Annotated in this window: 25 protein-coding genes, 1 other RNA gene and 1 pseudogene; 14 read left to right on the top strand and 13 right to left on the bottom strand. The window is 61.3% G+C overall.

Going from position 1 to position 25,147, the window contains the following annotated elements; genetic code table 11:
* Positions 1–37: 37 nt before the first annotated feature.
* Entirely contained in the window at positions 38–1,015 is a 978-nt protein-coding gene (locus ACM6IT_RS08035; protein WP_056726390.1) for an NADPH:quinone oxidoreductase family protein, read from the bottom strand.
* Between the two features lie 150 nt (positions 1,016–1,165).
* Here ACM6IT_RS08035 and ACM6IT_RS08040 point away from each other — a divergent pair, with 150 nt between their 5' ends.
* Positions 1,166–1,573, top strand: coding sequence for a flagellar basal body-associated protein FliL (locus ACM6IT_RS08040; protein WP_414913513.1), 408 nt, complete (start codon positions 1,166–1,168; stop codon positions 1,571–1,573).
* Between the two features lie 142 nt (positions 1,574–1,715).
* On the opposite strand, the gene ACM6IT_RS08045 is transcribed toward ACM6IT_RS08040, so the two are convergent.
* A complete protein-coding gene (locus ACM6IT_RS08045) occupies positions 1,716–2,168 on the bottom strand; it encodes an EVE domain-containing protein (RefSeq protein WP_056726392.1) in 453 nt (150 codons plus the stop codon).
* Between the two features lie 195 nt (positions 2,169–2,363).
* Here ACM6IT_RS08045 and ACM6IT_RS08050 point away from each other — a divergent pair, with 195 nt between their 5' ends.
* Positions 2,364–2,519 carry a hypothetical protein gene (locus ACM6IT_RS08050; protein ID WP_007982896.1) on the top strand — a complete coding sequence of 52 codons (156 nt, stop codon included), beginning with the start codon at positions 2,364–2,366 and terminating at the stop codon, positions 2,517–2,519.
* A 35-nt stretch (positions 2,520–2,554) separates the two neighbouring features.
* On the opposite strand, the gene ACM6IT_RS08055 is transcribed toward ACM6IT_RS08050, so the two are convergent.
* The 4 genes from ACM6IT_RS08055 to ACM6IT_RS08070 all read right to left on the bottom strand — a co-directional run bounded on the left by ACM6IT_RS08055 (position 2,555) and on the right by ACM6IT_RS08070 (position 3,979).
* Positions 2,555–3,160 (bottom strand): 5-formyltetrahydrofolate cyclo-ligase, encoded by a 606-nt coding sequence (locus ACM6IT_RS08055; protein WP_008048703.1) that lies wholly within the window; start codon positions 3,158–3,160, stop codon positions 2,555–2,557.
* An 86-nt stretch (positions 3,161–3,246) separates the two neighbouring features.
* A non-coding RNA gene (gene ssrS / locus ACM6IT_RS08060) (6S RNA) lies at positions 3,247–3,425 on the bottom strand.
* A 30-nt stretch (positions 3,426–3,455) separates the two neighbouring features.
* Positions 3,456–3,773, bottom strand: coding sequence for a cell division protein ZapA (locus ACM6IT_RS08065; RefSeq protein ID WP_007982900.1), 318 nt, complete (start codon positions 3,771–3,773; stop codon positions 3,456–3,458).
* Positions 3,770–3,979: a TIGR02449 family protein gene (locus ACM6IT_RS08070; protein ID WP_007940359.1), complete on the bottom strand. Its 210-nt coding sequence runs from the start codon at positions 3,977–3,979 to the stop codon at positions 3,770–3,772. Before ACM6IT_RS08070 ends, ACM6IT_RS08065 begins: the two co-directional genes overlap by 4 nt.
* A 120-nt stretch (positions 3,980–4,099) precedes the next feature.
* On the opposite strand from ACM6IT_RS08070, the gene ACM6IT_RS08075 reads away from it, so the two are divergent.
* The 9 genes and pseudogenes from ACM6IT_RS08075 (at position 4,100) to gcvH (ending at position 13,244) form a co-directional block, all read left to right on the top strand.
* Positions 4,100–4,657 (top strand): YecA family protein, encoded by a 558-nt coding sequence (locus tag ACM6IT_RS08075; protein WP_056726393.1) that lies wholly within the window; start codon positions 4,100–4,102, stop codon positions 4,655–4,657.
* A gap of 27 nt (positions 4,658–4,684) precedes the next feature.
* Positions 4,685–6,019: a Xaa-Pro aminopeptidase gene (gene pepP, locus ACM6IT_RS08080; RefSeq protein ID WP_056726394.1), complete on the top strand. Its 1,335-nt coding sequence runs from the start codon at positions 4,685–4,687 to the stop codon at positions 6,017–6,019.
* The gene (ubiH, locus tag ACM6IT_RS08085) at positions 6,016–7,203 is read left to right on the top strand and encodes a 2-octaprenyl-6-methoxyphenyl hydroxylase (protein ID WP_414917788.1); all 1,188 of its coding nucleotides are present in this window, start codon (positions 6,016–6,018) and stop codon (positions 7,201–7,203) included. Before pepP ends, ubiH begins: the two co-directional genes overlap by 4 nt.
* Positions 7,204–7,261: 58 nt before the next feature.
* A pseudogene (locus tag ACM6IT_RS08090) lies at positions 7,262–7,348 on the top strand (tetrameric acyl-CoA thioesterase); the annotation flags it as partial.
* Positions 7,349–7,357: 9 nt separating this feature from the next.
* Complete coding sequence (locus tag ACM6IT_RS08095) at positions 7,358–8,575, top strand: 2-octaprenyl-3-methyl-6-methoxy-1,4-benzoquinol hydroxylase (protein WP_414917849.1); 1,218 nt, start codon at positions 7,358–7,360, stop codon at positions 8,573–8,575.
* Between the two features lie 180 nt (positions 8,576–8,755).
* The gene (locus tag ACM6IT_RS08100; protein ID WP_056726397.1) at positions 8,756–9,760 is read left to right on the top strand and encodes an extracellular solute-binding protein; all 1,005 of its coding nucleotides are present in this window, start codon (positions 8,756–8,758) and stop codon (positions 9,758–9,760) included.
* Positions 9,761–9,955: 195 nt separating this feature from the next.
* On the top strand, positions 9,956–11,572 hold the full coding sequence (locus ACM6IT_RS08105) for an ABC transporter permease (protein WP_056726677.1): 1,617 nt from the start codon (positions 9,956–9,958) through the stop codon (positions 11,570–11,572).
* A 156-nt stretch (positions 11,573–11,728) separates the two neighbouring features.
* Positions 11,729–12,811 carry a glycine cleavage system aminomethyltransferase GcvT gene (gcvT, locus tag ACM6IT_RS08110; protein ID WP_414913510.1) on the top strand — a complete coding sequence of 361 codons (1,083 nt, stop codon included), beginning with the start codon at positions 11,729–11,731 and terminating at the stop codon, positions 12,809–12,811.
* Positions 12,812–12,860: 49 nt separating this feature from the next.
* Positions 12,861–13,244, top strand: a complete 384-nt coding sequence (gene gcvH, locus ACM6IT_RS08115; RefSeq protein ID WP_414917789.1) for a glycine cleavage system protein GcvH — start codon at positions 12,861–12,863, stop codon at positions 13,242–13,244.
* A 107-nt stretch (positions 13,245–13,351) separates the two neighbouring features.
* Here gcvH and ACM6IT_RS08120 read toward each other — a convergent pair whose 3' ends face one another.
* On the bottom strand, positions 13,352–14,491 hold the full coding sequence (locus ACM6IT_RS08120; protein WP_414917790.1) for a DegT/DnrJ/EryC1/StrS family aminotransferase: 1,140 nt from the start codon (positions 14,489–14,491) through the stop codon (positions 13,352–13,354).
* A gap of 153 nt (positions 14,492–14,644) precedes the next feature.
* Here ACM6IT_RS08120 and gcvP point away from each other — a divergent pair, with 153 nt between their 5' ends.
* Positions 14,645–17,518 (top strand): aminomethyl-transferring glycine dehydrogenase, encoded by a 2,874-nt coding sequence (gene gcvP, locus ACM6IT_RS08125; protein ID WP_414913507.1) that lies wholly within the window; start codon positions 14,645–14,647, stop codon positions 17,516–17,518.
* A gap of 101 nt (positions 17,519–17,619) precedes the next feature.
* Here the strand turns inward: gcvP and ACM6IT_RS08130 are convergent, their stop codons facing one another.
* The 5 genes from ACM6IT_RS08130 to ACM6IT_RS08150 all read right to left on the bottom strand — a co-directional run bounded on the left by ACM6IT_RS08130 (position 17,620) and on the right by ACM6IT_RS08150 (position 21,683).
* On the bottom strand, positions 17,620–17,937 hold the full coding sequence (locus ACM6IT_RS08130) for a DUF2388 domain-containing protein (protein WP_056726402.1): 318 nt from the start codon (positions 17,935–17,937) through the stop codon (positions 17,620–17,622).
* Positions 17,938–18,005: 68 nt separating this feature from the next.
* On the bottom strand, positions 18,006–18,455 hold the full coding sequence (locus ACM6IT_RS08135) for an NfeD family protein (RefSeq protein ID WP_414917791.1): 450 nt from the start codon (positions 18,453–18,455) through the stop codon (positions 18,006–18,008).
* Between the two features lie 8 nt (positions 18,456–18,463).
* Positions 18,464–19,384, bottom strand: a complete 921-nt coding sequence (locus ACM6IT_RS08140) for an SPFH domain-containing protein (protein WP_056726404.1) — start codon at positions 19,382–19,384, stop codon at positions 18,464–18,466.
* Between the two features lie 85 nt (positions 19,385–19,469).
* A complete protein-coding gene (locus ACM6IT_RS08145) occupies positions 19,470–21,254 on the bottom strand; it encodes a GspE/PulE family protein (protein WP_414917792.1) in 1,785 nt (594 codons plus the stop codon).
* Between the two features lie 90 nt (positions 21,255–21,344).
* Entirely contained in the window at positions 21,345–21,683 is a 339-nt protein-coding gene (locus tag ACM6IT_RS08150) for a hypothetical protein (RefSeq protein WP_056726406.1), read from the bottom strand.
* 126 nt (positions 21,684–21,809) lie between these two features.
* Between ACM6IT_RS08150 and ACM6IT_RS08155 the strand changes: the two genes are divergently transcribed.
* Positions 21,810–22,280 carry an Lrp/AsnC family transcriptional regulator gene (locus ACM6IT_RS08155; RefSeq protein ID WP_056726407.1) on the top strand — a complete coding sequence of 157 codons (471 nt, stop codon included), beginning with the start codon at positions 21,810–21,812 and terminating at the stop codon, positions 22,278–22,280.
* Between the two features lie 86 nt (positions 22,281–22,366).
* Here ACM6IT_RS08155 and ACM6IT_RS08160 read toward each other — a convergent pair whose 3' ends face one another.
* Positions 22,367–23,734, bottom strand: a complete 1,368-nt coding sequence (locus ACM6IT_RS08160) for an inorganic triphosphatase (protein WP_414913505.1) — start codon at positions 23,732–23,734, stop codon at positions 22,367–22,369.
* Positions 23,735–23,891: 157 nt separating this feature from the next.
* Between ACM6IT_RS08160 and argE the strand changes: the two genes are divergently transcribed.
* Positions 23,892–25,049 carry an acetylornithine deacetylase gene (gene argE / locus ACM6IT_RS08165; RefSeq protein WP_414913504.1) on the top strand — a complete coding sequence of 386 codons (1,158 nt, stop codon included), beginning with the start codon at positions 23,892–23,894 and terminating at the stop codon, positions 25,047–25,049.
* Positions 25,050–25,147 lie beyond the last annotated feature (98 nt).

Genomic DNA, 25,147 nt, shown 5'->3' on the forward strand with positions numbered 1-25,147 from the left:
GCGGCTAAATGGCCGCGCTTTTATTGCAGATAGAGATTCAGCGAACCTGCACCACCACTTTCCCCACCGCTTTACGCTGGCCAAGGTCATTGATCGCCTGCGCCGCATTGCTCAGCGGATACACCTGAGACACCAGCGGCTTGAGCTTGCCTTCGGCAAACCAGCCAAACAACTGCTGGAAGTTTGCCGCATTGTCTTGCGGCTGACGTTGGGCGAACGAGCCCCAGAACACGCCGAGCACCGCCGCGCCCTTGAGCAGGGCCAGATTGACCGGCAATTCGGGAATGCGCCCGCTGGCGAAGCCGACCACCAGCAGGCGGCCGTTCCAGGCGATGGCGCGGATCGCCTGGTCGAACAGGTCGCCGCCGACCGGGTCGTAGATCACGTCGGCACCCTGGCCGTCGGTCAGGCGCTTGATTTCGTCCTTGAGACTGGTTTCGCTGTAGTTGATCAGTTCGTCGGCACCGGCGGCCTTGGCCACGGCGAGTTTCTCTGCGCTGCTGGCCGCGGCGATCACCCGGGCGCCCATGGCTTTGCCGATTTCCACCGCCGCCAGGCCGACACCACCGGAGGCACCAAGCACCAGCAGGGTTTCGCCCGGCTGCAGGTTGCCGCGCTGCTTGAGGGCGTGCATCGAGGTGCCGTAGGTCATGCTGAAGGCGGCGGCAGTGTTGAAGTCCATCGATGGCGGGATCGGCAGCGCGTTGTAACCCGGCACAGCGACCTGCTCGGCAAAGCTGCCCCAGCCGGTCAGGGCCATGACCCGGTCACCGACTTTCAGGTGGCTGACCTTTTCGCCCACTGCGCTGACCACGCCGGCTGCTTCACCGCCCGGTGAAAACGGGAAGGGCGGCTTGAACTGGTATTTACCCTCGATGATCAACGTGTCGGGGAAGTTCACCCCGGCGGCGTGCACGTCCAGCAGGATTTCGTTCTTCTTTGCGACAGGACTGGCGACGTCTTCCAGCACCAGCGATTCGGCAGGGCCGAAGGCTTTGCACAGCACGGCTTTCATCAGGGCTATTCCTTTGGGAGTGATGGCCGATAAGTGTAGGTGTGTGGGTCGATGGGTCAACGAGCATGCCCGACCCTGATAGTCAGCCATAAGCTTGTGCTGGCGTGGCGGGTCGTTATGCTAGGCCGCTAACCGGATAAGGAGCGAATTGTGAAAGCGTGGATCATGTTGATGCTGGCCCTGTCTCTGCCTGTGGCAGCGGTGGCCGAAGAAGCCAGGGAAGATGCAGCGCCGAAAGTCAGTTACATCACCCTGAGCCCGCCGTTCGTGGGTAACTACGGGCTGGATGGCACGCCGAAACTGAAGGTCTACAAGGCCGATGTGGCGTTGCGGGTAACCGGTGACGAAGCCGCCAAGGCGGTGAAGGCCAATGAGCCGTTGATCCGCAATCAATTGGTCGCGCTGTTCGCCCAGCAGACCACCGAGACGATGAACAATGTCGAGGCCAAGGAAAAGCTGCGTCAGGAAGCGCTGAAGCAGACCCAGCAGATCATGAGTGATGAAACCGGTAAGCCGGTGGTTGAGGATTTGTTGTTCAACAACCTGATCATCCAATAAGACTCTCGCTGTCCTGACGGGCCTCTTCGCGAGCAAGCCCGCTCCCACAGGGTTCCGTGGTGGACTTATGATCATGTTCCAACACAAATCCACTGTGGGAGCGGGCTTGCCCGCGAAGGCGTTCTGAAAGACGCTGCAAATCCTACGGCTTGAGCGCAACCACCGCTGCCCACTGCTCCGCCGTCACCGGCATCACCGACAGCCGCGAGCCTTTCTGCACCAGCGGCAAGCCGGCCAGCGCCGTCTGCTGTTTCAGATAATCCAGTTTCAGCACCCGGGCAAAGGTCTCGACATGCTCGACATCGATCGCGCTCCAGGCGTTTTTGTCCGGGGTGGCCTTAGGGTCGAAATAATGGCTCTCTGGCTCCAGCGCCGTCGGGTCCGGGTACGCGGCTTCGACAATCTTGCCGATTCCGGCGATGCCCGGCTCAGGGCAGCTGGAATGATAGAAAAAGAACTCATCCCCCACCGCCATGGTCCGCAGGAAATTGCGTGCCTGATAGTTGCGAACCCCGTCCCAGCGCGCTTTGCCGAGCTTTTCCAGCCCCTTGATCGAGAGTTCGTCGGGCTCGGACTTCATCAGCCAATAGGCCATGTCTGTTGCTCCTTGCGTGGTGATTGAGCAGCTTGTAGGCGATTTTATGACAAACCGACAGTCGGTTGACGTCAGCATTTGCGCAGCGGTTCACGTTGTCGCAAAATGCCGGCCTTTAGAGCTTGACGCTGCTGCACGGCCTACAAACGGAAACCGCTGCTGTCATCGTGTTGATGTGCCTTTGGGGGGCAATCGATGAAACGCAAACCGGATTTACTATGGATTTTGGTCATTTTGTTTGGCCTTGGCGTCGTGACCACTGGCTATGCCCAAAGCCTGTGGGCCAACAAGACCGATGCACCGGTCGAACTCGCCCAATTGCAGCAACAGTCGACCGCCTTCAAGCGCTGATCCTGTTGCCTCGGCGCCACTGATCGAAGTGGCGTCTAGCCTGCGTAATACCAGGCCTTGTCTGTCACCGTTCCTTGCAGCGGCACATCCCAGCTCGCCTGAGCCAATCGCGCCACTTTCTGACATTCATGGGCCAGCCCCAACAGCGTCGGCTTGCGCCAGTCGTTTCGTCGCGCCAGGTAGGCCAGGCTGCGGTCGTAGAAGCCACCGCCCATCCCCAGGCGCCCGCCGACATCGTCAAAACCCACCAATGGCAACAGCACCAGATCCAGTGCCCAGATCTTGCGCTGCCGGGCGAGGTTGGCCCGTGGTTCGAGAATACGGAAGCGGTTGGGTTTGAGTTTTTCCCCGGGTCGGATGCGCTGGAACACCATTTTGGTTCGCGGCCAGGCGCTCAGCACCGGTAGATAGGTGGCCTTGCCCCGGCGTTGCGCGGCGCGCAGCAACAGGCGCGGATCGATTTCACCGTCGGTGGGCAGGTAGAGCGAGATGTGCCGGGCGCGGCGGAACAGCGGTTGCTGGGCCAATTGCTTGTACAGTCCGCGAGCGGCCTGGCGTTGCTGACTGGGAGTCAGTGCGCGGCGGGCCTTGCGCAGCATGCGTCGAAGTTGCGGGCGGGGGAGCAGCGCAGGTTCGGTCATGTATTCGGGCTTCAACAATGCGGATACGTGAAGCGTACCCGTAAAAACGCCAATGCCGGTATCAAAACCGGCATTGGACTGAAATCAGGCTCCCCGAATGTGCCGCTGTCGACTTAGCCCTTGAACCCGAAAGTTCAAGGTGGAAGATGCAGTAGGCTTTAAGGCTTTCCGTCTAGCGGACATGCACACCAGCCCAACGTGCAACCTCCAGGGTATAGCAAATCGGCTCAGGGACATCGCCAACTGGCAAGCACCCCAGGGAGTGAGGGGATTATACCGCAAGCGGCGGCGCGAATCAGCCTTTGGTGACGTCCGGATCGGTGGCGAGCGCCAGATCGACGCGATCGAGCAGGTCACGCACCTGTTCGCGGGTCGATCCGCTGGCCTGGATATCCGGGCGTTCTTCCTTGTGCAGCAAGTCGTGGGTGATGTTCAGCGCGGCCATCACGGCGATACGGTCGGCACCGATGACCTTGCCGCTGCTGCGGATCTCGCGCATCTTGCCGTCCAGATAACGGGCTGCGCTGACCAGGTTACTGCGCTCTTCCTGAGGGCAGATGATCGAATACTCTTTGTCGAGGATCTGCACGGTGACGCTATTGCTTGAACTCATGAGTCTTGCTCCAGGGCCTTGAGGCGCGAAATCATCGATTCGACCTTACGCCGGGCGATTTCGTTTTTTTCAATGAGGTGCGCGCGTTCCTCGCGCCAGGTCTTTTCCTGAGCTAGTAAGAGTGCGTTTTGACTCTTAAGTTGCTCGACTCGGGTAATCAGCAGCTCGAGTCTGGCCATCAGCGCTTGCAGGTCGGTGTCTTCCATATTGTCCACTGTGTCTGACGGGGTAGCTGGCGGACAGCCTTTAATAGTCTTGGCGAGTCTGTCGATGTAGGATACAAGGCCTTCATTCTAGACATAGCGCCGTCTGGCGCCTAGCTGCCCATGACCATTCAGAATTCCCCGTACCAAGCCTTCGCCACCCTGCTGACTTCCAGCGGTCACAACGTCTCGCCCGCTGAACTGCACGGGCTGTTGCTCGGCCGCAGCTGCGCCGGCGCCGGTTTCGACGCCGAAGGCTGGCTGATCGACGCCGCTGAACTGCTCGAAAGCGAGCCGCAGGACAACGTTCGCAACGCCCTGACCGGCCTGCAAGAGATGGTAAAAGGCGAACTCACCGGCGATGACGTGACCGTCGTTCTGCTGCTGCCGACTGACGACGCCCCGCTCACCGAGCGTGCCGCTGCACTGGGCGAGTGGTGCCAGGGCTTCCTCAGTGGCTTTGGCTTGAACTGCCGTGACAGCAGCGCCCTGAGCACCGAGGCCACCGAGGTGTTGCAGGATCTGGCGGCCATTTCCCAGGTGCAAGATGCCCTGGAAGAGTCCGACGACGGCGAAAACGACTACATGGAAGTCATGGAGTACCTGCGCGTCGCACCGCTGCTGCTGTTCTCCGAGACCAAAAAAGACGTGCAGGTCGCTGCCAAACCGTCTTTGCACTAATCGTAAGACAGGGAAAACCATCTGCCCATGATTCATATCCCGAAATCGGAATACAGCCGTCGCCGCAAGGCCCTGATGGCGCAGATGGAACCCAACAGCATCGCCATCCTGCCCGCCGCCGCGGTCGCAATTCGTAACCGCGACGTCGAGCACGTCTACCGCCAGGACAGCGACTTCCAGTACCTCAGCGGTTTTCCCGAGCCTCAGGCCGTACTGGTGCTGATGCCGGGGCGCGTGCATGGCGAATACATCCTGTTCTGCCGCGAACGCAATGCCGAGCGCGAGCTGTGGGATGGCCTGCGTGCCGGGCAGGAAGGCGCAATTCGCGACTTCGGCGCCGACGACGCCTTTCCAATCACTGATATCGACGACATCCTGCCAGGCCTGATCGAAGGCCGTGACCGGGTGTATTCGGCGATGGGCAGCAACCCCGAATTCGATCGCCACCTGATGGAGTGGATCAACGTGATCCGCTCCAAGGCCAACCTCGGTGCCCAGCCGCCGAACGAATTCGTTGCCCTGGATCATCTGCTGCACGACATGCGCCTGTATAAATCGGCGGCAGAGGTGAAAGTGATGCGCGAGGCGGCGCGGATTTCCGCCCAGGCGCATGTACGGGCCATGCAGGCCTGTCGCGCCGGGTTGCACGAATTCAGCCTGGAAGCCGAGCTCGATTACGAATTTCGCAAGGGCGGGGCGAAGATGCCAGCCTACGGGTCGATCGTCGCGGCGGGGCGTAACAGCTGCATCCTGCATTACCAGCAGAATGACGCGTTGCTCAAGGATGGGGATATGGTGCTGATCGACGCCGGTTGCGAGATCGACTGCTACGCCAGTGATATCACCCGGACCTTTCCGGTCAGCGGTAAGTATTCTGCGGAACAGAAAGCGATTTACGAATTGGTGCTGGCTTCCCAGGAAGCCGCCTTTGCCGAAATCGCCCCGAACAAGCACTGGAATCAGGCACACGAAGCAACGGTCCGGGTCATTACCGCCGGGCTGGTCAAACTGGGCCTGCTGCGGGGCGACGTTGATGAACTGATCGCCAGCGAAGCCTACAAGGCGTTTTACATGCACCGCGCCGGCCATTGGTTGGGCATGGATGTGCATGACGTCGGCGAATACAAGGTCGGCGGCGAGTGGCGCGTACTGGAAGTCGGCATGGCGCTGACCGTGGAGCCGGGGATCTATATTGCCCCGGACAACCAGAATGTTGCGAAGAAATGGCGTGGCATTGGCGTGCGCATCGAGGACGACGTAGTGGTCACCAAAACCGGCTGTGAAATATTGACGAACGGCGTGCCGAAAACCGTCGCCGAGATCGAGGCCCTGATGGCCGCCGCGCGGACACAGGCAGCATGAGTCGAGTCAACCTGGCAATCATTGGTGGCGGGCTGGTCGGTGCAAGCCTGGCGCTGGCGCTTCAGGCCGGGGCCAAGGCCCGGGGCTGGAAGATCGTGTTGATCGAACCGTTCGCCCCTGGCGACAGCTATCAACCGAGTTACGATGCCCGTTCCTCGGCGTTGTCCTTCGGCTCGCGGCAGATCTATCAACGGCTGGGCGTCTGGCAGGAAGTCTCGCGCCGCGCCGAGCCGATCAAGCAGATTCATGTTTCCGACCGTGGTCGGTTCTCGACGGCGCGGCTGTCGGCGATGGAAGAGGGTGTTCCAGCGCTGGGTTATGTCGTTGAAAACGCCTGGCTCGGCCAATGCCTGTGGCAAGGCCTGGACAAGGACGTGATCAGTTGGCGCTGCCCGGCGGAAGTCACCCGCATGGAGCCGCTGACCGATGGCTATCGCCTGACCCTGAATGATGAAACCACCCTGGAATGCGACCTCGCGGTGCTCGCCGATGGCGGCCGTTCCGGCTTGCGCGAGCAGTTGGGGATCGGTATCCGCAAGCGTCCGTACAACCAGAGCGCGCTGATCGCCAACATCACCCCGAGCGAAGCCCACAACGGCATGGCCTTCGAGCGTTTCACCGACGAAGGCCCGATGGCGTTGCTGCCGCTTCCGGATAATCGCTGCGCACTGGTCTGGACCCGCCTGGGCATGGACGCGCAACGCCTGGCGGCCCTGGATGAGCGCAGCTTCCTCAGCGAGTTGCAGGGTGTGTTCGGTTATCGCCTCGGCACATTGAAGCAGGTGGGTGCGCGGCATCTGTATCCACTGACGCTGGTCGAGGCTGAAGAACAGGTGCGCCCGCATCTGGCGATTCTCGGCAACGCAGCGCACAGCCTGCATCCGATCGCCGGCCAAGGGTTCAACCTGTCCCTGCGCGATGCCCAGGCTTTGGCCGATGCCTTGCTCGCCAGCGAAAACCCTTTGGGCGACTTCGCCACGTTGCAGGCCTATCGCGAACGCCAGCGACTCGATCAGGACCTCACCGTGGGTTTCTCCGATCAGGTTACGCGCCTGTTCGGCAGCACCCAGCCGCTGGTGTCCCTGGGGCGCAACATCGGCTTGCTCGGCCTGGATCTGCTGCCACCGGCCAAACGCTGGTTTGCCCGGCAGGCGATGGGGTTGGGTACGCGACCGGATGCGTGACTGGCTGATCCGCGGATTCGGCAAGGCACGATCGATAAAAATACCTGCCTGCAGGTTCGGCATTCATGACGGCTCTTGCCACTGGGTGGCGCGGGTCGGGAAAACCCTTTACGTGCGGCTCAAGCCGCAAGAGAGACAGGCTTAAAGCATGGAAATGCGCGCAGATCTGCTGATTGTCGGGGCCGGAATGGTCGGCAGCGCCCTGGCGCTGGCGTTGCAGGACAGCGGGCTGGAAGTCCTGCTGCTGGACGGCAGCCCCATGAGCGTCAAACCGTTCAACGCTCAGGCTGCGTTTGAACCGCGGGTGAGCGCCTTGTCGGCCGCCAGCCAGCGGATTCTCGAGCGACTGGGTGTGTGGGACGGCATCGCCGGGCGGCGCAGCAGCCCCTACACCGACATGCAGGTCTGGGATGGCAGCGGCACCGGGCAAATCCACTTCTCGGCGACCAGCGTGCATGCCGAGGTACTGGGACATATAGTCGAGAACCGCGTGGTGCAGGATGCCTTGCTCGAGCGCCTGCACGATTGCGACCTGGGGTTGCTGGCCAATGCTCGCCTGGAGCAGATGCGCCGCTCCGGCGATGATTGGCTGCTGACCCTGGCCGACGGCCGCACCCTGCGCGCGCCGCTGGTGATCGCGGCGGATGGCGCCAACTCGGCGGTGCGACGCCTGGCCGGTGTGGCGACCCGCGAATGGGATTATCTGCACCATGCCATCGTTACCAGCGTGCGTTGCGCCAGGCCGCATCAGATGACGGCCTGGCAGCGCTTCACCGATAACGGTCCGTTGGCGTTTCTGCCCCTTGAGCGCGACGGCCAACAGGATTGGTGTTCGATCGTCTGGTCGACCACACCCGGCGAAGCCGAACGCCTGATGGCGATGGATGAACAAGGTTTCCGCAAGGAGCTGGAGCGGGCCTTTGAAGGTCGGCTCGGCGAGGTGCTTAGCGCTGACCCGCGCCTGTGTGTGCCTCTGCGCCAGCGGCATGCCAAGCGTTATGTGGCTGAAGGCCTGGCATTGATCGGCGACGCGGCCCACACCATTCACCCGTTGGCCGGGCAGGGGGTGAATCTCGGGTTCCTTGATGCCGCCGTGCTGGCCGAAGTGTTGCTGCAAGCGACAATACGTGGCGAACGCCTGGCGGATGTGAAGGTCCTCAGCCGTTACGAACGTCGGCGCATGCCCCACAACCTGGCGCTGATGGCGGCGATGGAAGGCTTCGAGCGCTTGTTCCAGGCCGATCCGTTGCCGGTGCGCTGGTTGCGTAATACCGGGTTGAAAATTGTGGAGAAGATGCCGGAAGCCAAGGCGTTGTTCGTGCGTGAAGCGCTGGGGTTGACCGGGGATTTGCCGGCGCTTGCCAAGCTCTGAGATTTTCGTTGAGGCTTATGGCCTCATCGCGAGCAAGCTTGCTCGCGATGGCGGCAGTTCAGTCACCTCATATTCCAGCTCAAGCAACATCTGGTAACTCCTCCACGGCCAGCTTCGATTGAGAAGCTAAATGTGAGTCCTTATCATTTGTCCTCATTTTTCAATCGAGAGACCGCTCCCATGTTGGCACCGAAGCGTCTACTGACTGCACTGGCCTTGACCCTGATCGGCAGCACCGCCGCCCAGGCCGCTGACGAAGTGGTGGTCTACTCCTCGCGAATCGACGAGCTGATCAAGCCAGTATTCGATGCCTACACCGCCAAGACCGGCGTGAAAGTGAAGTTCATCACCGACAAGGAAGCGCCGCTGATGCAGCGGCTCAAGGCCGAGGGCGCGAATACGCCGGCCGACCTGCTGCTGACCGTCGATGCCGGTAACCTCTGGCAAGCCGAGCAGATGGGCATCCTCCAGCCGTTCACCTCGAAAACCATCGACACCAATATTCCCCTGCAATACCGGGCTGCCTCCCATGCCTGGACCGGCCTGAGCCTGCGGGCGCGGACCATCGCCTACTCCACTGATCGGGTGAAGCCGGGTGAACTGACCACCTACGAAGCGCTGGCCGACAAGCAATGGGAAGGCCGCCTGTGCCTGCGCACGGCGAAGAAGGTCTACAACCAGTCCCTGACCGCGACCATGATCGAAGTGCACGGCGCCGGGAAGACCGAGGAAATCCTCAAGGGCTGGGTCAGGAACCTGTCCACTGACGTGTTCTCCGACGACACCGCCGTGCTGGAAGCGATCAACGCCGGCCAGTGCGACGTCGGTATCGTCAACACCTACTACTACGGCCGCCTGCACAAGCAGAAGCCAGACCTGCCGGTGAAGCTGTTCTGGCCGAACCAGGCTGACCGTGGCGTACACATCAACCTGTCGGGTATCGGCCTGACACAACACGCGCCACACCCGGAAGCGGCCAAGGCCCTGGTGGAGTGGATGACCACTCCTGAAGCGCAGAAAATCTTTGCCGACGTGAACCAGGAGTTCCCGGCGAACCCGGCCGTGCAGCCATCGGCTGAAGTCGCCGCGTGGGGCAAGTTCATCGCTGATACCTTGCCTGTGGAAATCGCCGGCAAGCGCCAGGCCGAGGCGATTCGCCTGATGGACAAGGCTGGCTGGAACTGAGTTCATAGGCTGTTGCTGGTAAAGTAAGGCCGAGCACTATCCCTGTGGCGAGGGAGCTTGCTCCCGCTTGACCGGGCTGGCGCTCCAGTGCGCAGCACTCACAAAATCTGCGCGGGTTTCCGCGTTTTGGGGCTGCTACGCAGCCCGGCGGGAGCAAGCTCCCTCGCCACAAACTGTATTTTCTAGAGAACTTCCTTGGCCCATCCCGCCCAACGCCGCTGGTATCCCGTCGTCTTCGCCATCGCTGCGCTGGTCCTGTTGCCCCTGAGCGTCCTGCTGCTTTCCTGGCAAACCATCGATCAACAGATCTGGTCCCATCTCTGGGACACACAGATGCCGCGGTTGCTGGGCAATACACTGACCCTGGTGCTAGGCGTCGGTGTCGGCGTGACCGCCCTGGGTGTCAGCCTGGCCTGGCTCACCAGCCTTTGCGAATTCCCCGGCCGGCGCTGGCTGGACTGGGCGCTGATGCTGCCCTTCGCGATCCCTGCCTATGTGTTGGCCTTCGTCTTCGTCGGCCTGCTGGATTTCGCCGGCCCCGTGCAAACCCTGCTGCGCGAGTGGTTTGGCAGTGGTCTGCGGCTGCCGCGCGTGCGCTCCACGGGTGGGGTGATTGTGGTGCTGGTGCTGGTTTTCTATCCCTATGTCTATCTGCTGGCGCGCACCGCCTTCCTCGCCCAGGGCAAGGGCCTGATGGAAGCCGCGCGAGTCCTTGGCCAGTCGCCCTGGCAAGCGTTCTGGCGGGTGGCGTTGCCCATGGCGCGACCAGCCATCGGTGCGGGCGTGGCATTGGCTTTGATGGAAACCCTGGCGGACTTCGGCGCCGTGTCGGTGTTCAACTTCGATACCTTCACCACGGCCATCTACAAGACCTGGTACGGTTTTTTCAGCCTGTCGTCCGCCGCGCAACTGGCCAGCCTGTTACTGCTGGTGGTGATGCTCGTGCTCTACGGCGAACGGCGTGCCCGTGGGGCCAACCGGGCGAGCAACGAGCGACCACGGGTCAAGGCGCTGTATCACCTGCGAGGCATCAAGGCACTGGCGGCCACGACGTGGTGCGGTCTGGTGTTCGCCTGCGCCTTCGTTATCCCGATGCTGCAATTGGCGGTGTGGTTCTGGTTGCGCGGGCGCTTCGATCTCGACGAGCGCTACACCGGGTTGATCGTCCATACCTTGTACCTGGGGGCGATGGCGGCGTTGATCACCGTCAGCGTCGCCTTGTTACTGGCGTTTGCCCGACGACTGGCACCCACCCGGGTCATTCGTTCCGGGATCAGTCTGGCCAATCTGGGTTATGCCTTGCCTGGTTCGGTGCTGGCGGTGTCGATCATGCTGGCGTTCAGTTACCTGGATCGCGAGCTGGTGATCCCGTTCTCGAGCTGGCTCGGTGGCGCGGGCAAGCCACTGCTGCTGGGCAGCCTGTCGGCGTTGTTGCTGGCCTATCTGGTGCGTTTCATTGCGGTGGCCTACGGTCCGCTGGAAAGCAGCCTGGCGCGTATAAGGCCATCTTTGCCCGAAGCGGCACGTAGCCTTGGCGTCAGTGGGCCACGACTGTTTTTCAAAGTGTATCTGCCATTATTGCTACCCGGCACGTTGAGCGCCGCGCTGCTGGTGTTCGTCGACGTGCTCAAGGAAATGCCCGCGACCTTGCTGATGCGCCCGTTTGGTTGGGACACGCTGGCAGTGCGAATCTTCGAAATGACCAGCGAAGGCGAATGGGCGCGGGCGTCTTTGCCGGCCTTGACCCTGGTGCTGGTCGGGCTGTTGCCGGTCATCGGATTGATCCGGCGCTCGGCGCATCGAAACAGCTAGGTGTCAGTCCTACACCTTGCGGCTACAATGCGCGGCATTCGGTGCGGTCAGTCTGACAGACCAGGTAGCTGAAATCGGCTGAAGGCCCTTTGTTTCAAGGCATTCAGTCCGTGCAGCACCTGCCCGCGCCTTCGCCACGCCCGGAAGGAGAAACCCATGGGACAGCGTACGCCTCTGTATGACCTTCATCTCGCACTCGGCGCGAAGATGGTCGATTTTGGCGGTTGGGACATGCCTCTGCATTATGGATCGCAGGTCGAGGAGCACCATCAGGTGCGCCGCGATTGCGGTGTCTTCGATGTATCCCACATGACCGTAATCGATGTCGGCGGCACCCAGGCCAAAGCCTGGCTCCGGCATTTGCTGGCCAATGATGTCGAACGCCTGCACAGCCCCGGCCGTGCTTTGTACAGCACCATGCTCAACGAGCAGGGCGGGATCGTCGATGACATGATCGTCTACCGTCTCGATGAGGGTTATCGCCTGGTGGTCAACGCCTCCACCCGCGATCAGGACATGGCCTGGATGCAAGCGCATCTCGACGGTTTCGACGTGCAACTTCGCGAGCGTTCCGAATTGGCGATGCTGGCCATCCAGGGCCCTCACGCCCGGCAGAAAATTGCCGAACTGGTCAGCCAGTCCCGCGGCAACCTGATCCAGCTCCTCAAGCCCTTCGAAGGCCTGCCCGATGGTGACTGGTTCATCGCGCGCACCGGTTATACCGGCGAAGACGGCCTGGAAATCATTCTGCCGGCCGATCAGGCGCCAGGCTTTTTCAACGATCTGGTCGGTGCCGGGATTTCTCCCATCGGCCTTGGCGCGCGGGATACCTTGCGGGTCGAAGCCGGCATGAACCTTTATGGTCAGGACATCCAGCAGGATATTTCACCCTTGGCCTCCAATATGGCCTGGAGCATTGCCTGGGAGCCCGCCACCCGGAAGTTCATCGGGCGCAAGGCGCTGGAAGCCGAGCAGGCCGCCGGCATACAGCACAAACTGGTAGGGCTGGTCCTTGAGGAGCGCGGTGTTTTGCGTGCTCATCAGGTGGTTCGTATCGCTGATGTTGGCGAAGGGGAGATCACCAGTGGTAGTTTCTCTCCTACGCTAAGCAAGTCGATTGCACTGGCGCGCGTGCCGATGGCAACAGCCGACCGCGCTGAAGTGGAAATCCGTGGCAAGTGGTACCCGGTCCGGGTGGTCAAGCCGACCTTCGTACGCCACGGCAAAACCTTGATCTAATCTTTTCCAGCGGTTAACGACCGCTGACAATTTCCTGAGGACACAGAACATGAGCAATATCCCTGCCGACCTGCGTTTTGCCGAAAGTCACGAATGGGCACGTCTGGAAGCCGATGGCACCGTCACCGTGGGCATCAGCGATCACGCGCAGGAAGCGCTGGGTGATGTGGTGTTCGTCGAGCTGACTGAAGTCGGCAACGTGTTTGCTGCCGGTGATCAGTCGGGTGTCGTTGAATCGGTTAAAGCCGCTTCCGACATCTACTCCCCGATTGCCGGTGAAGTGATCGCGGTCAACGAAGAACTGAGCGCTTCGCCGGAACTGCTCAACAGCGACCCGTACGGCGCGTGGATCTTCAAGCTCAAGCCAGGCAACGCTGCAGACCTGGAAAAACTGCTGGATGCCGCCGGCTACAAGGCTGCCATCGGCGAGTAATGCTCGCCCCGTAGGAGCTGCCGAAGGCTGCGATCTTTTGATCTTGTTTTTAACATCAAAAGATCGCAGCCTTCGGCAGCTCCTACAAAGGCCGAATCAAGGTTGAGTCAAGGCCGCAAGATGGCCTTCACGGCCGCCACCGAACGCTCGACATCCGCTTTGCTCATCGCCGTGAACATCGGCAGCGAGACAATCAGCCGACCGACCCGCTCAGCGACCGGGAACATGCCCTCCTTGAAGCCGCACTCGCGGTACAGGCTCAACAGGTGAATCGGTGGGTAGTGATAGCCGATCCCGACACCCAATGCCTGCATCTGCTCCATGAAAGTCGCCCGCGCCGGTTTGCCATCCGTGCGTTCCGGTAATACCAGCTGGAACAGATGCCAGTTACTGTTCTCGAAATCCGCTGGCGGCAGTTGCGCTCCGTACTGCGCTTCGAAATCCTCGCCAAAACAGGCGAAATAGTGCCGGGCCAGGTCACGGCGATGAGCGGTGATGGCTTCGATATGAGCAAATTGCCCCAGGCCAATGGCCGCGGCGACGTCGGTCATGTTGAACTTGCCACCCAGCACGTCGACATCCAGGCCATCGAAGCCGTTGCGGGTAACGCCCTGCAGCCGGTATTTCTCTGCAAGTCGTACTTCTTCGGCCGTATTCAGCACCAGGCAACCGCCCTCGGATGAGGTGACGTTTTTGTTCGCCTGGAAACTGAAGGACACGAAATCCCCCGTCGAGCCAATGCGTTGACCGTTCCAGCTGGAGCCCAATGCCTGGGCCGCATCTTCGACAATCCGCAGGCCGTGCTTTTTCGCCAGGGCGTACAACCGCGTCATGTCCACCGGCAAACCGGCGAGGTACACCGGGATGATGGCTTTGGTGCGGGGGGTAATCGCCGCTTCCAGTTGATCGAGATCGATGTTGCGGGTTACCGGGTCGATGTCGGCAAACACCGGGGTGGCGCCGACTTCCAGGATGACGTTGGCGGTGGCCACCCAGGAAATCGGCGTGGTGATCACTTCATCGCCCGGCCCGACCCCGGCAATCCGCAAGGCGATTTCCATGGTGCAGGTGCCGGAATTGAAGGTGCGCACCGGGCGCCCGCCAAAATACTCCGAGAGTTGCGCTTCGAAGGCCTGGACCTTTGGGCCGCTGGTGATCCAGCCCGAGCGCAATACGTCGCCGACGGCGGCAATCGTGGCTTCATCGATAGTAGGTTTGGAAAACGGCAGGAAAGGCAGTTGGCTCATGGATACAGTCACCGATCAGCGGACATTGGGCAGGCGGCGGACATGATGATCCGGATTGCTCGAGCGCGCTACGCCATCCACCGGGAGATCGACTGCTATGCTGGTTTGACCGTGTTGCATCGACGCTGAGCGCCAGTCAAGAGAGAGCCCGTCATGTCCCAGTTGCCGTCCCTGAGCCAGTTACGCGACCCCAATGCCTTTCTGCGCCGCCACCTCGGGCCCGATGCCGCCGAGCAGCAGGCGATGCTCGACAGCCTCGGCCTGGGCAGTCGGGTCGAATTGATCGAGCAGACGGTGCCGCCGGGCATCCGTCTCAACCGGGCGCTGGATCTGCCCCCGGCACTCGATGAAGAGGCCGCGCTGGCCAAGCTGCGCGGTTATGCCGAACAGAACCAGGTCTGGACCAGCCTGATCGGCATGGGCTACCACGGCACCCTCACACCGGCCGTCATTCTGCGCAACGTGCTGGAAAATCCCGGCTGGTACACCGCGTACACCCCTTATCAACCTGAGATCGCCCAAGGGCGGCTCGAAGCGCTGCTTAACTTCCAGCAACTGACCATTGACCTGACCGGCCTGGAGCTGGCCAATGCCTCACTGCTTGATGAGGCCACCGCCGCGGCGGAGGCCATGGCCCTGGCCAAGCGGGTCGCCAAGTCCAAAAGCAACCTGTTCTTTGTCGACGAAAACTGCCACCCGCAAACCATTTCCGTGGTGCAGACCCGTGCTGAAGGTTTCGGCTTCGAGCTGATCGTTGACGCTGTGGATAACTTGAAGCAGCACCAGGTGTTCGGCGCATTGCTGCAATACCCCGACACCCACGGTGAAATCCACGACCTGCGGCCGCTGATCGATCATCTGCACGCGCAACAGGCCCTGGCCTGCGTCGCCACGGATTTGCTGAGCCTGTTGATGCTGACCCCGCCAGGTGAACTGGGTGCCGATGTGGTGTTCGGTTCGTCCCAGCGATTTGGCGTGCCCATGGGCTACGGCGGGCCTCACGCGGCATTTTTTGCCAGCCGCGATGAATACAAACGGGCAATTCCCGGGCGGATCATCGGTGTTTCGAAAGATGCGCGGGGCAACACCGCCTTGCGCATGGCCCTGCAAACCCGCGAGCAACACATCCGCCGGGAGAAGGCCAACTCCAACATCTGCACGGCCCAGGTGCTGCTGGCCAATATCGCCAGTTTCTATGCGGTCTACCACGGCCCCGAAGGGCTCAAGCGGATCGCCCAGCGGGTTCATCGGCTGACCTGCATCCTGGCCGCCGGGCTAGAGCGCAACGGTATCACCCGGATCAACCGGCACTTCTTCGACACCCTGACGCTGGAAGTCGGCGGAGCCCAGACCGCGATCATCGAAAGTGCCCGGGCCGCACAGATCAACCTGCGCATTCTCGGGCGCGGCCAACTGGGCTTGAGCCTTGACGAGACCTGCGACGAAGGCACCGTGGCGAAGCTGTTCGATGTGTTCCTGGGGGCCGATCACGGGCTCAGCGTCGATGACCTGGATGCCGAGGTCTTGCCTGGCGGTATTCCCGAAGGGCTGGTGCGAACTTCGCCTTATCTGCGCCATCCCGTGTTCAGCGCCCATCACAGCGAAACCGAGATGCTGCGCTACCTCAAGCAACTGGAAAACAAGGACCTGGCGCTCAATCAATCGATGATCCCGCTGGGCTCCTGCACCATGAAGCTCAATGCCACCAGCGAGATGATCCCGATTACCTGGCCGCAGTTCGCCAACCTGCACCCGTTCGTGCCCAAGGAACAGGCCGCCGGTTATGGGCTGATGATCGAAGAGCTGGAGCGCTGGTTGTGTGCGATCACCGGTTTCGACGCGATCTGCATGCAACCCAACTCCGGTGCCCAGGGTGAATACGCCGGGCTACTGGCAATCCGCAAATACAATGAGAGCCGGCAACAGGGCGGCCGCGATATTTGCCTGATTCCTTCGTCGGCTCATGGCACCAATCCCGCGTCGGCGCAGATGGCCGGGATGCGCGTGGTGATCGTCGAGTGTGACGAGGCGGGCAACGTCGACCTGGATGACCTCAAGGAAAAAGCCGCACAGGCCGCAGACAAACTCGCCTGCCTGATGGCGACCTATCCTTCGACCCATGGCGTGTATGAGGAGGGAATCAGCGAAATCTGTGAAGTGATCCACCATCACGGGGGGCAGGTGTACATGGATGGCGCCAACCTCAATGCTCAGGTCGGGTTGGCACGACCGGCAGATATTGGCGCCGATGTCTCGCACATGAACCTGCACAAGACCTTCTGCATTCCCCATGGTGGCGGTGGGCCGGGCATGGGGCCGATTGGTGTTCGGGCGCATCTGGCGCCGTTCGTGGCCAACCATCCGGTGGTGCCGATCGACGGCCCGCTTCCACAAAATGGCGCCGTCAGCGCAGCACCCTGGGGCAGCGCAAGCATTCTGCCGATCAGCTGGATGTACATCGCGATGATGGGGCCGCAGTTGGCGGACGCCAGCGAAGTGGCGATCCTCGCCGCGAATTACCTGGCGCGGCATTTGTCCGGTGCCTTTCCTGTGCTCTACACCGGGCGCAACGAGCGGGTGGCCCATGAATGCATCCTCGACCTGCGTCCGCTCAAGGCGTTGACCGGCATTACCGAGGAGGACGTGGCCAAGCGCTTGATGGATTACGGCTTCCATGCCCCGACCATGTCGTTTCCGGTGCCGGGGACGCTGATGGTTGAACCGACCGAAAGTGAGTCGAAGGCGGAGCTGGACCGGTTCATCGGGGCAATGCTGAGCATCCGCGCGGAAATCAACGAGGTGCAGAACGGCAATTGGCCGGCTGAAGAAAACCCGTTGAAAGGTGCGCCGCATACGTTGGCCGATATCACCGGCGTGTGGGAGCGGCCATACAGCATCGTGCAAGCGGTCACGCCAGACGCGCACACCAAGGCGCACAAATACTGGCCGGTGGTGAACCGGGTGGACAACGTGTATGGAGACCGGAACCTGTTTTGTGCCTGTGTGCCGGTGGATGATTACCGCTGACATTTCAGGCTGTTCCCACAGGGGTATCAGTGAACATGAGGTTGTGTTCGCAAAGCAAAAAAAATGCCGCTCATATGAGCGGCATTTTTCATTCGCAACGCTTACTCCGAAGCCACGGCATTCTTCGCCAGGATCGCGTTTGCCAGCTCCATGTCCGTGGCTTGCAGGCCCGGGTTGTCGGCGCGGACTTTCTGCATGGCCGCTTCCAGGTACGGGCCGCGGATACTGCCATCACTGGCGACGAAGCTGCTGGCATCGTCCTGGGCTGCGACAACCAGCTTGTTATCCTTGGATGTCAGATAGCTCGAACCGGTGGTTGCGCCGGAGGTGAGAACGTTACGCCAAAAAGTATCGGCCATCGCCGAACCGACAGGCAAAGACAACAGCGCGACGGTAGCGACAGCAAGTTTGAAACGCATGACAGGGTGACTCCACTGGGTTGACTACGCGGTTGGATTGCCAACCCCCAATCGAGTTCCGTGGTCGCCTAATCCGCCGCTTCGACCAGCAGGATTGCGCCTTGCTGGCCGACCACCCGCACGCGACTGCCAATGCCAGCATCCGGCCCTCGGGCCATCCACACGCCGTCGGCCACCTTGATTTTGCCGCGACCGTCGACAATCGCTTCATGCACCACAAAGGTTCTGCCGATCAGATCCTGACCGCGCAGGTTCAGGTGCGGCTGATCGCTCGGGCGCGCCGCCGTGCGCTGACGTCGCCACCAGTACAACGCGGTGGTGATCGACAGCAGGCCGAACAGCAGAAACTGCCATTCCCAGGACAGGTCCGGCAGCAGGAAGGTCAAGACGCCCACGGCGGCCGCAGCCATGCCGATCCACAGCAGGTAACCGCCGGCGCCGAACACCTCAAGAATCAACAGCACCGTGCCCAGCGCCAACCAGTCCCAGAACGAAAGGTGCTGCAAAAATGCCCACATGGCGCGCCTCAGGCTTTCTTGTTATCGAAAGTGGCCTTGACGATTTCGCCAATGCCGCCCACCGCGCCAATCATCGAACTGGCCTCCAGCGGCATCAGGATCACCTTGCTGTTGTTGGCCGAAGCCAGCTTGCCCAGCGCATCGATGTACTTTTGCGCGACGAAGTAGTTGACCGCCTGCACGTTGCCGCTGGCGATGGCTTCGGACACCACTTTGGTCGCCTGTGCTTCTGCCGCGGCTTGCCGCTCGCGGGCTTCGGATTCCAGGAACGCGGCCTGGCGACTGCCTTCGGCTTCGAGGATCTGTGCCTGCTTCTTGCCTTCCGCGGTCAGGATCGCTGCGGCGCGCAGGCCCTCGGCTTCGAGGATCTGTGCACGCTTGATCCGTTCGGCTTTCATCTGCCCCGACATCGCCGCCATCAGGTCGGCGGGTGGGCTGATGTCCTTGATCTCGATCCGGGTGATCTTGATGCCCCACGGCGCGGTCGCTTCGTCGACAGTGCGCAGCAGTTTTTCGTTGATCCCGTCACGCTGGCTGAGCATGGCGTCGAGTTCCATCGAGCCGAGCACGGTGCGGATGTTGGTTTGCAGCAGGTTGCGGATGGCGTGTTCGAGGTTGTTGACCTCATAGGCCGCCTGGGCCGTGTTGACCACCTGGAAGAAGCACACGGCGTCGATTTGCACCGTGGCGTTGTCGGCGGTGATGACTTCCTGCGGCGGAATATCCAGCACGCTTTCCATCACATTCATCTTGCGGCCGATGCGGTCCATGACCGGAATGATGACGTTCAGACCCGGCTTGAGCGTGTTGGTGTAGCGACCGAAACGCTCGACTGTCCATTCAAAGCCCTGGGGCACGACCTTGAAACCCATGAACAGAATGGCGACCACCAGGCCGACAAAAAGCAAAAGCACACTACCGATCTGCATAACGATTCCTTGTTGATGTGTGGATCTGTGGAGTTTCAATCGCTGGAGTGTAGCTGTGCCGATGCCGGATAAGTACAGCCGGGTCTCAGTTCTGCTCGCTCTGGGGTGTCACGCGCAGAACCTCCTCGATGGTCGTCAGCCCGGCGCCGACTTTTTGCGCTCCTGACAGCCGCAGGCTGCGCATGCCTTCCTTGAATGCCTGGCGCCGCACGGCCAGCAGGTCGGTATCAGGACTGATCAGCGCTTTGATGCCATCGCTCAACTGCATGATTTCGTAGACCCCGGCGCGACCGCGATAACCGGTGTCGCGGCACTCCACGCAACCGATGGCTCGCTGGGCATTGGTCGGCAAGGGTGCTTGCCAGGGGCGGGTCAGGGTTTGCCAGTCGTCTTCGCCCAGCGTCAGCGGCGCCTTGCAGTGCGAGCACAGGGTTCGCACCAGTCGCTGGGCCATGACGCCAAGCACCGTGGCCTTGATCAGGTAGTGCGGCACGCCGAGCTCCAGCAGGCGGCTGATGGCGCTGGGTGCGTCGTTGGTGTGCAGGGTCGACAGCACGAGGTGCCCGGTGAGCGCGGCCTGGATCGCCATCTCTGCAGTTTCGAGGTCGCGGATCTCGCCGATCATGATGATGTCCGGGTCTTGCCGCATCAGCGCGCGCACGCCGGCGGCGAAGGTCAGGTCGATGTTGTGCTGGACCTGCATTTGGTTGAACGCAGGCTCGACCATTTCGATCGGGTCTTCAATGGTGCAGAGGTTGACCTCCGGCGTCGCCAGTTTTTTCAGGGTGGTATAGAGGGTGGTGGTCTTGCCCGAACCCGTCGGCCCGGTGACGAGGATGATGCCGTGGGGCTGGCGGGTCATGTCTTGCCAGCGGCGCAGGTCGTCGGCGGAGAAACCAAGCTGGTCGAAATCCTTGAGCAATACTTCCGGATCGAAGATCCGCATGACCATTTTTTCGCCGAAGGCCGTGGGCAGTGTCGACAAGCGCAGTTCGACCTCTCCGCCGTCCGGGGTCTTGGTTTTCACCCGGCCGTCCTGGGGTTTGCGTTTCTCCGCGACGTTCATGCGCCCCAGGGTTTTCAGGCGACTGACGATGGCCATGGTGACCTGGGGCGGGAATTGATAGACGTTGTGCAGCACGCCGTCGATGCGAAAACGCACCGTGCCTTGCTCGCGCCGGGGCTCGATGTGGATGTCGCTGGCACGCTGCTGGAACGCGTACTGGAACAGCCAGTCGACGATGTTGACGATGTGTGCGTCGTTGGCGTCGGGCTCCTGGTCGCTGGCGCCGAGGTTGAGTAACTGTTCGAAATTGCCGAGGGTACTGACTTGCGGGTCGGCGCTGTTCGCCCCAGTGACCGATTTGGCCAGGCGGAAGAATTCGACGCTGAAGCGCTGGATGTCCACCGGGTTGGCCACCACGCGCTTGATCGGCAGCTTGAGCACATGGGTCAGGTCAGCTTCCCAACCGCTGACATAAGGTTGGGCGCTGGCCACGGTGACCGCCTCGCGGTCGATCGATACCGCGAGGATCTTGTGGCGCTGGGCGAAGGCATAGGACATCAGCGGGGTCACGGCAGCGACATTGATTTTCAACGGGTCGATGCGCAGGTAAGGCTGGCCGGCCTGCCGGGATAGCCACAAGGTCAGGCTCTCGAGGTCCAGCGGTTTGCCGGGACGGCTGAGATCGTCCAGCTGTTGGCTGGCAATGAACTCCAGCGGATGCATCTGGCCAAGGGAAGCGTTGCGGCGACGGGCATTGAGCGCGTGTTCGGCCGAATCCTGACTGATAAAGCTCTGGGCGACCAGTTCGCGCAGCAGGTCATTGAGATCCAGCCAGCGGTCCTGAAAGGCGAGATGTACGGACATGCGGGCTCCTTTTGAACGACAGTGCGCAAAGGATAGCCGTGGCCCGGCTGACAGCTGGGCCACTACCCGACAAAGCCGTTTCGGCGTTTTTCAGCCCGCCGCTTGAGCCGCTTCGGCCCATGGGGAATCAGCTTCTTGCAGCTCCACCGAGCAAACGCTGATCAGGTTACGAAGTTTTTCCGCAATCACTTGCGCGCGGTGCCAGCTCAAACCGTCGATGACGATCTCGATGTTCAGCCAGTCGTCCTGGCGCTGTGCGTTGACCTGTTCCGGGGTGAGCAGTTGCAAAGCGAACAGATTGAGGGCACGACACAGCAGGTCCGGTTCTGCCTCGGCCAGCATTTGATAGCGAACCCGGCAATGGGCGTTACCGACGTTCCAGACATCGGAACGGGCAGGTGGGGTGTTTACGGCTTCGAGATACGGCATGGTCTGGCTCCAAAATCATTGGAGAAATGTTTACATCCTGTGCCGGGTATTTCTTCTCTATGATTGGCTGTATTGCAGAATTGAAGAATAAATCAATTCACTTGTCAGTCGATTAAGGGTTTTTTTATGCAAAGCGAACTGGACAGCTACGACCGCAAGATCCTCGCCTTGCTGCAAGAGGATGCTTCGCTTTCCAGCGCACAGATCGCCGAACAGGTGGGGCTCTCGCAATCGCCGTGCTGGCGGCGGATTCAGCGGATGAAAGAGGAGGGCATCATTCGCGCTCAGGTGACCTTGCTCGACCGCAAGAAAATCGGCCTGAACACGCAGATCTTCGCGGAGGTGAAACTCAATGCCCACGGGCGTTCGAACTTCACCGAATTCACCGAGGCGATTCGCGGCTTTCCGGAGGTGCTGGAGTGTTACGTGCTGATGGGGGCGGTGGATTTCTTGCTGCGGATTGTCACGGCGGACATCGAGGCCTACGAGCGTTTCTTTTTCGAGAAACTGTCGATGGTGCCGGGGATTCAGGAGGTGAATTCGATCGTGGCGTTGTCGGAGATCAAGTCGACGACCAGTTTGCCGGTGGTGCGATAAAGCAAAAAGATCGCAGCCTGCGGCAGCTCCTACATTCGGATGGAGTACACCCGTAGGAGCTGGCGAAGCCTGCGATCTTTTCGGTATTACAGGCGCAGTAACATTTTCCAGGCACGGTTCTGATACACCGCAATCGCCTGCTGCTTGCGCGCATCCAGGACTTCGTCGGTGATCGATTCGTTAGCCAGTTGCGCCAGTTTGTTCAGCTCGCCGTAGAGGCGATCCATTTCCGGGATCTCCAGCACGTTACGCGCATGGTGCAGCCAGACCTGGATGCGTTCGATGCGCGGCAGTTGCTCGGCCAGGTCTTCCGGTTGTTGCTGGTAACGTTGCAATTGCAACGAAGTGGCCTCTTCGCCCAAAAGGCGCGGCAACCAGCTGCCCAGTTGCGCAGCGCCCTGGCGATTGCCACGGGTGTTGCGGTCGGCGGCCCAGGTGCGGGCCAGCAGCCAGCGCGAGCTGGTCAGGGAGAACAGGCCCCAGCGCGGGTCTTCGAGCTCTTCGAGGAACTGCTCGGGCGCGGCTTTGCGCACGTCTTCATCTTCCAGACCGGCCTGGACCAGCGGGCGCCAGTCTTCCAGCAAGGCATCAAGGGCGATACGCAGGTCGTGGGTCGACTGACGCGGAGCGGCCTGGCCCAGGCTGCTGATCAGCGCGCGCATTTCCGCGAGACATTCGATCCAGTCCTGCAACAGGCGCCAGTGACCATTGAAGCGATACTGCTCGGCCAGACGCTGGCTGCTGCCCAGCAAATGCCAGCTCAGCGCGGCGAACGCGTCGTCCAGCGGCGTTTCGGCGGTGATCTGCGGCGCCGGCAGGCTCAACGAATAGCTGTGGGCGTCGTACAGGCGATAACCGCGCTCGGCCTTGCTGATGTCGCAAGGCATCAGGGCCAGTTTCTCGGCCAGCTCGGCGGCCAGTTCCAGCAGGGCTGCCGGCTCGCCTTCGCGCAGTTCCAGTTCCAGCTCACAGATTTCTTCTTTCTGCTTGCCAACCACGACGTGACCCAGGTCCAGCGCGGCTTCGATGACCACTTTGGTCTTGCCGCGACCCCAGGCGATTTCCGCGCGTTCGCGGACGAAGTCGGTGGTGAAGATTGGCTTCAGGGTCTTCTTGTCCAGCTCGGCCAGTTCCTCGGGCCAGCATTCGCCGTCGAGTTTCTTCAAGTCGAGCTTGGCCTTGGGCAGGGGCCAGTTGAATTCATTACGCTCGGACAAGCCGGCGACGCTCTGGCCGCGGGTCTTGAGGGTCTGAATCACTTCTTCGCCATCCTTGCGCAGGCGCAGGGCGACTTTGGCCTGGGCCAGGTCGCGCTCGGGCGTGTCGAAGTACTGATTCATCAACTCACGGCGTTCCCAGCCACTTTTGTTGCGTTTTTTCAGTAACGGGTGCTCGCGCAGGGCGGCGAGGGTTTCGCGGCTGACGCGGAGTTTGATTTCGGTTTCTTTCTGCATGGCCGGAAAATCCAGGATCGGGAGCGCAGCCGGGGGAATGTGTGGCTGCCAAGGTCGTGCAGTGTACAGGACTCACGGTTAGTACGCGCCGAGACGGTTTATTCCTGTCATCGGTTGGTTCTATGATGGACCTCAATTCGGGTGCCGGGAGTCAGCGATGCCATTGCCATCGATGAAAGAACAATTCGCTGCGTTGATCGCCGCACCGTCGGTCAGTTGCACGCAGCCCAGTCTCGATCAAACCAACCGCCCGGTTATCGATCTGCTGGCGACGTGGCTCGGTGAGCTGGGTTTCACCTGCGAGATCCAGCAGGTCAGCCCTGGCAAGTTCAACCTGCTGGCCAGTTTCGGCTCCGGCCCCGGCGGCTTGGTGCTGGCCGGGCACAGCGACACCGTGCCGTTCGACGGCGCGCTGTGGCAAACCGACCCGTTGAAGCTGACTGAAGTCGACGGTCGTTGGATTGGCCTGGGCAGTTGTGACATGAAGGGTTTTTTCGCCCTGGCCATCGAGGCGGTCAAACCGCTGCTCGATCAACCGTTCAAACAGCCGTTGCTGATTCTCGCCACCTGCGATGAAGAAAGTTCGATGTCCGGTGCCCGCGCGCTGGCCGAAGCGGGGCGACCGCTGGGGCGGGCGGCGGTGATCGGCGAGCCGACCGGGCTCAAGCCGATCCGCATGCACAAAGGCATCATGATGGAACGCATCGACATTCTCGGGCAGAGCGGTCATTCCTCCGACCCGCGCCTGGGCCACAGCGCCCTGGAAGCCATGCACGATGCCATCGGTGAACTGCGTGGCCTGCGCCTGTTGTGGCAGCGCGAATTCCGCAATCCGCAGTTTGGCGTGCCGATGCCAACGATGAATTTCGGCTGCATCCATGGCGGCGACAACCCCAACCGCATCTGCGGCCAGTGTTCGCTGGAATTCGATTTGCGCCCGCTGCCCGGCATGGACCCCAAAGTCCTGCGCGCCGAGATCCTGCAGAAGCTCAAGCCGGTTGCCGAGCGGCATCAGGTCAAGATCGATTACGCGCCGTTGTTCCCTGAAGTGCCGCCGTTCGAGCAGGCTGAGGACGCCGAGTTGGTACGCCTTGCCGAAAAGCTCACCGGTCACAGCGCCGAAGCAGTGGCGTTCGGCACCGAAGCACCTTATCTTCAGCGCCTTGGCTGTGAAACGCTGGTGCTTGGCCCGGGTGATATCGCTTGCGCCCACCAGCCGGGAGAATACCTCGAAATGTCACGTTTGCAGCCTACGGTGCATCTATTAAGGCAACTGATCGAACACTATTGCCTGGCACCGGCGCCGTTCGTATAAAGGGCGGGCATTTAAATTGCCGGTACCCCAACCCGTATTCATGAGGAGAGCGCGCGTGTCGCCAAGCCTGTTCCGACGATAACCATCAGCCCGCTGTG

The organism is Pseudomonas sp. IT-P4 (assembly GCF_949767755.1).
GTDB classification, from domain to species: domain Bacteria; phylum Pseudomonadota; class Gammaproteobacteria; order Pseudomonadales; family Pseudomonadaceae; genus Aquipseudomonas; species Aquipseudomonas monachiensis.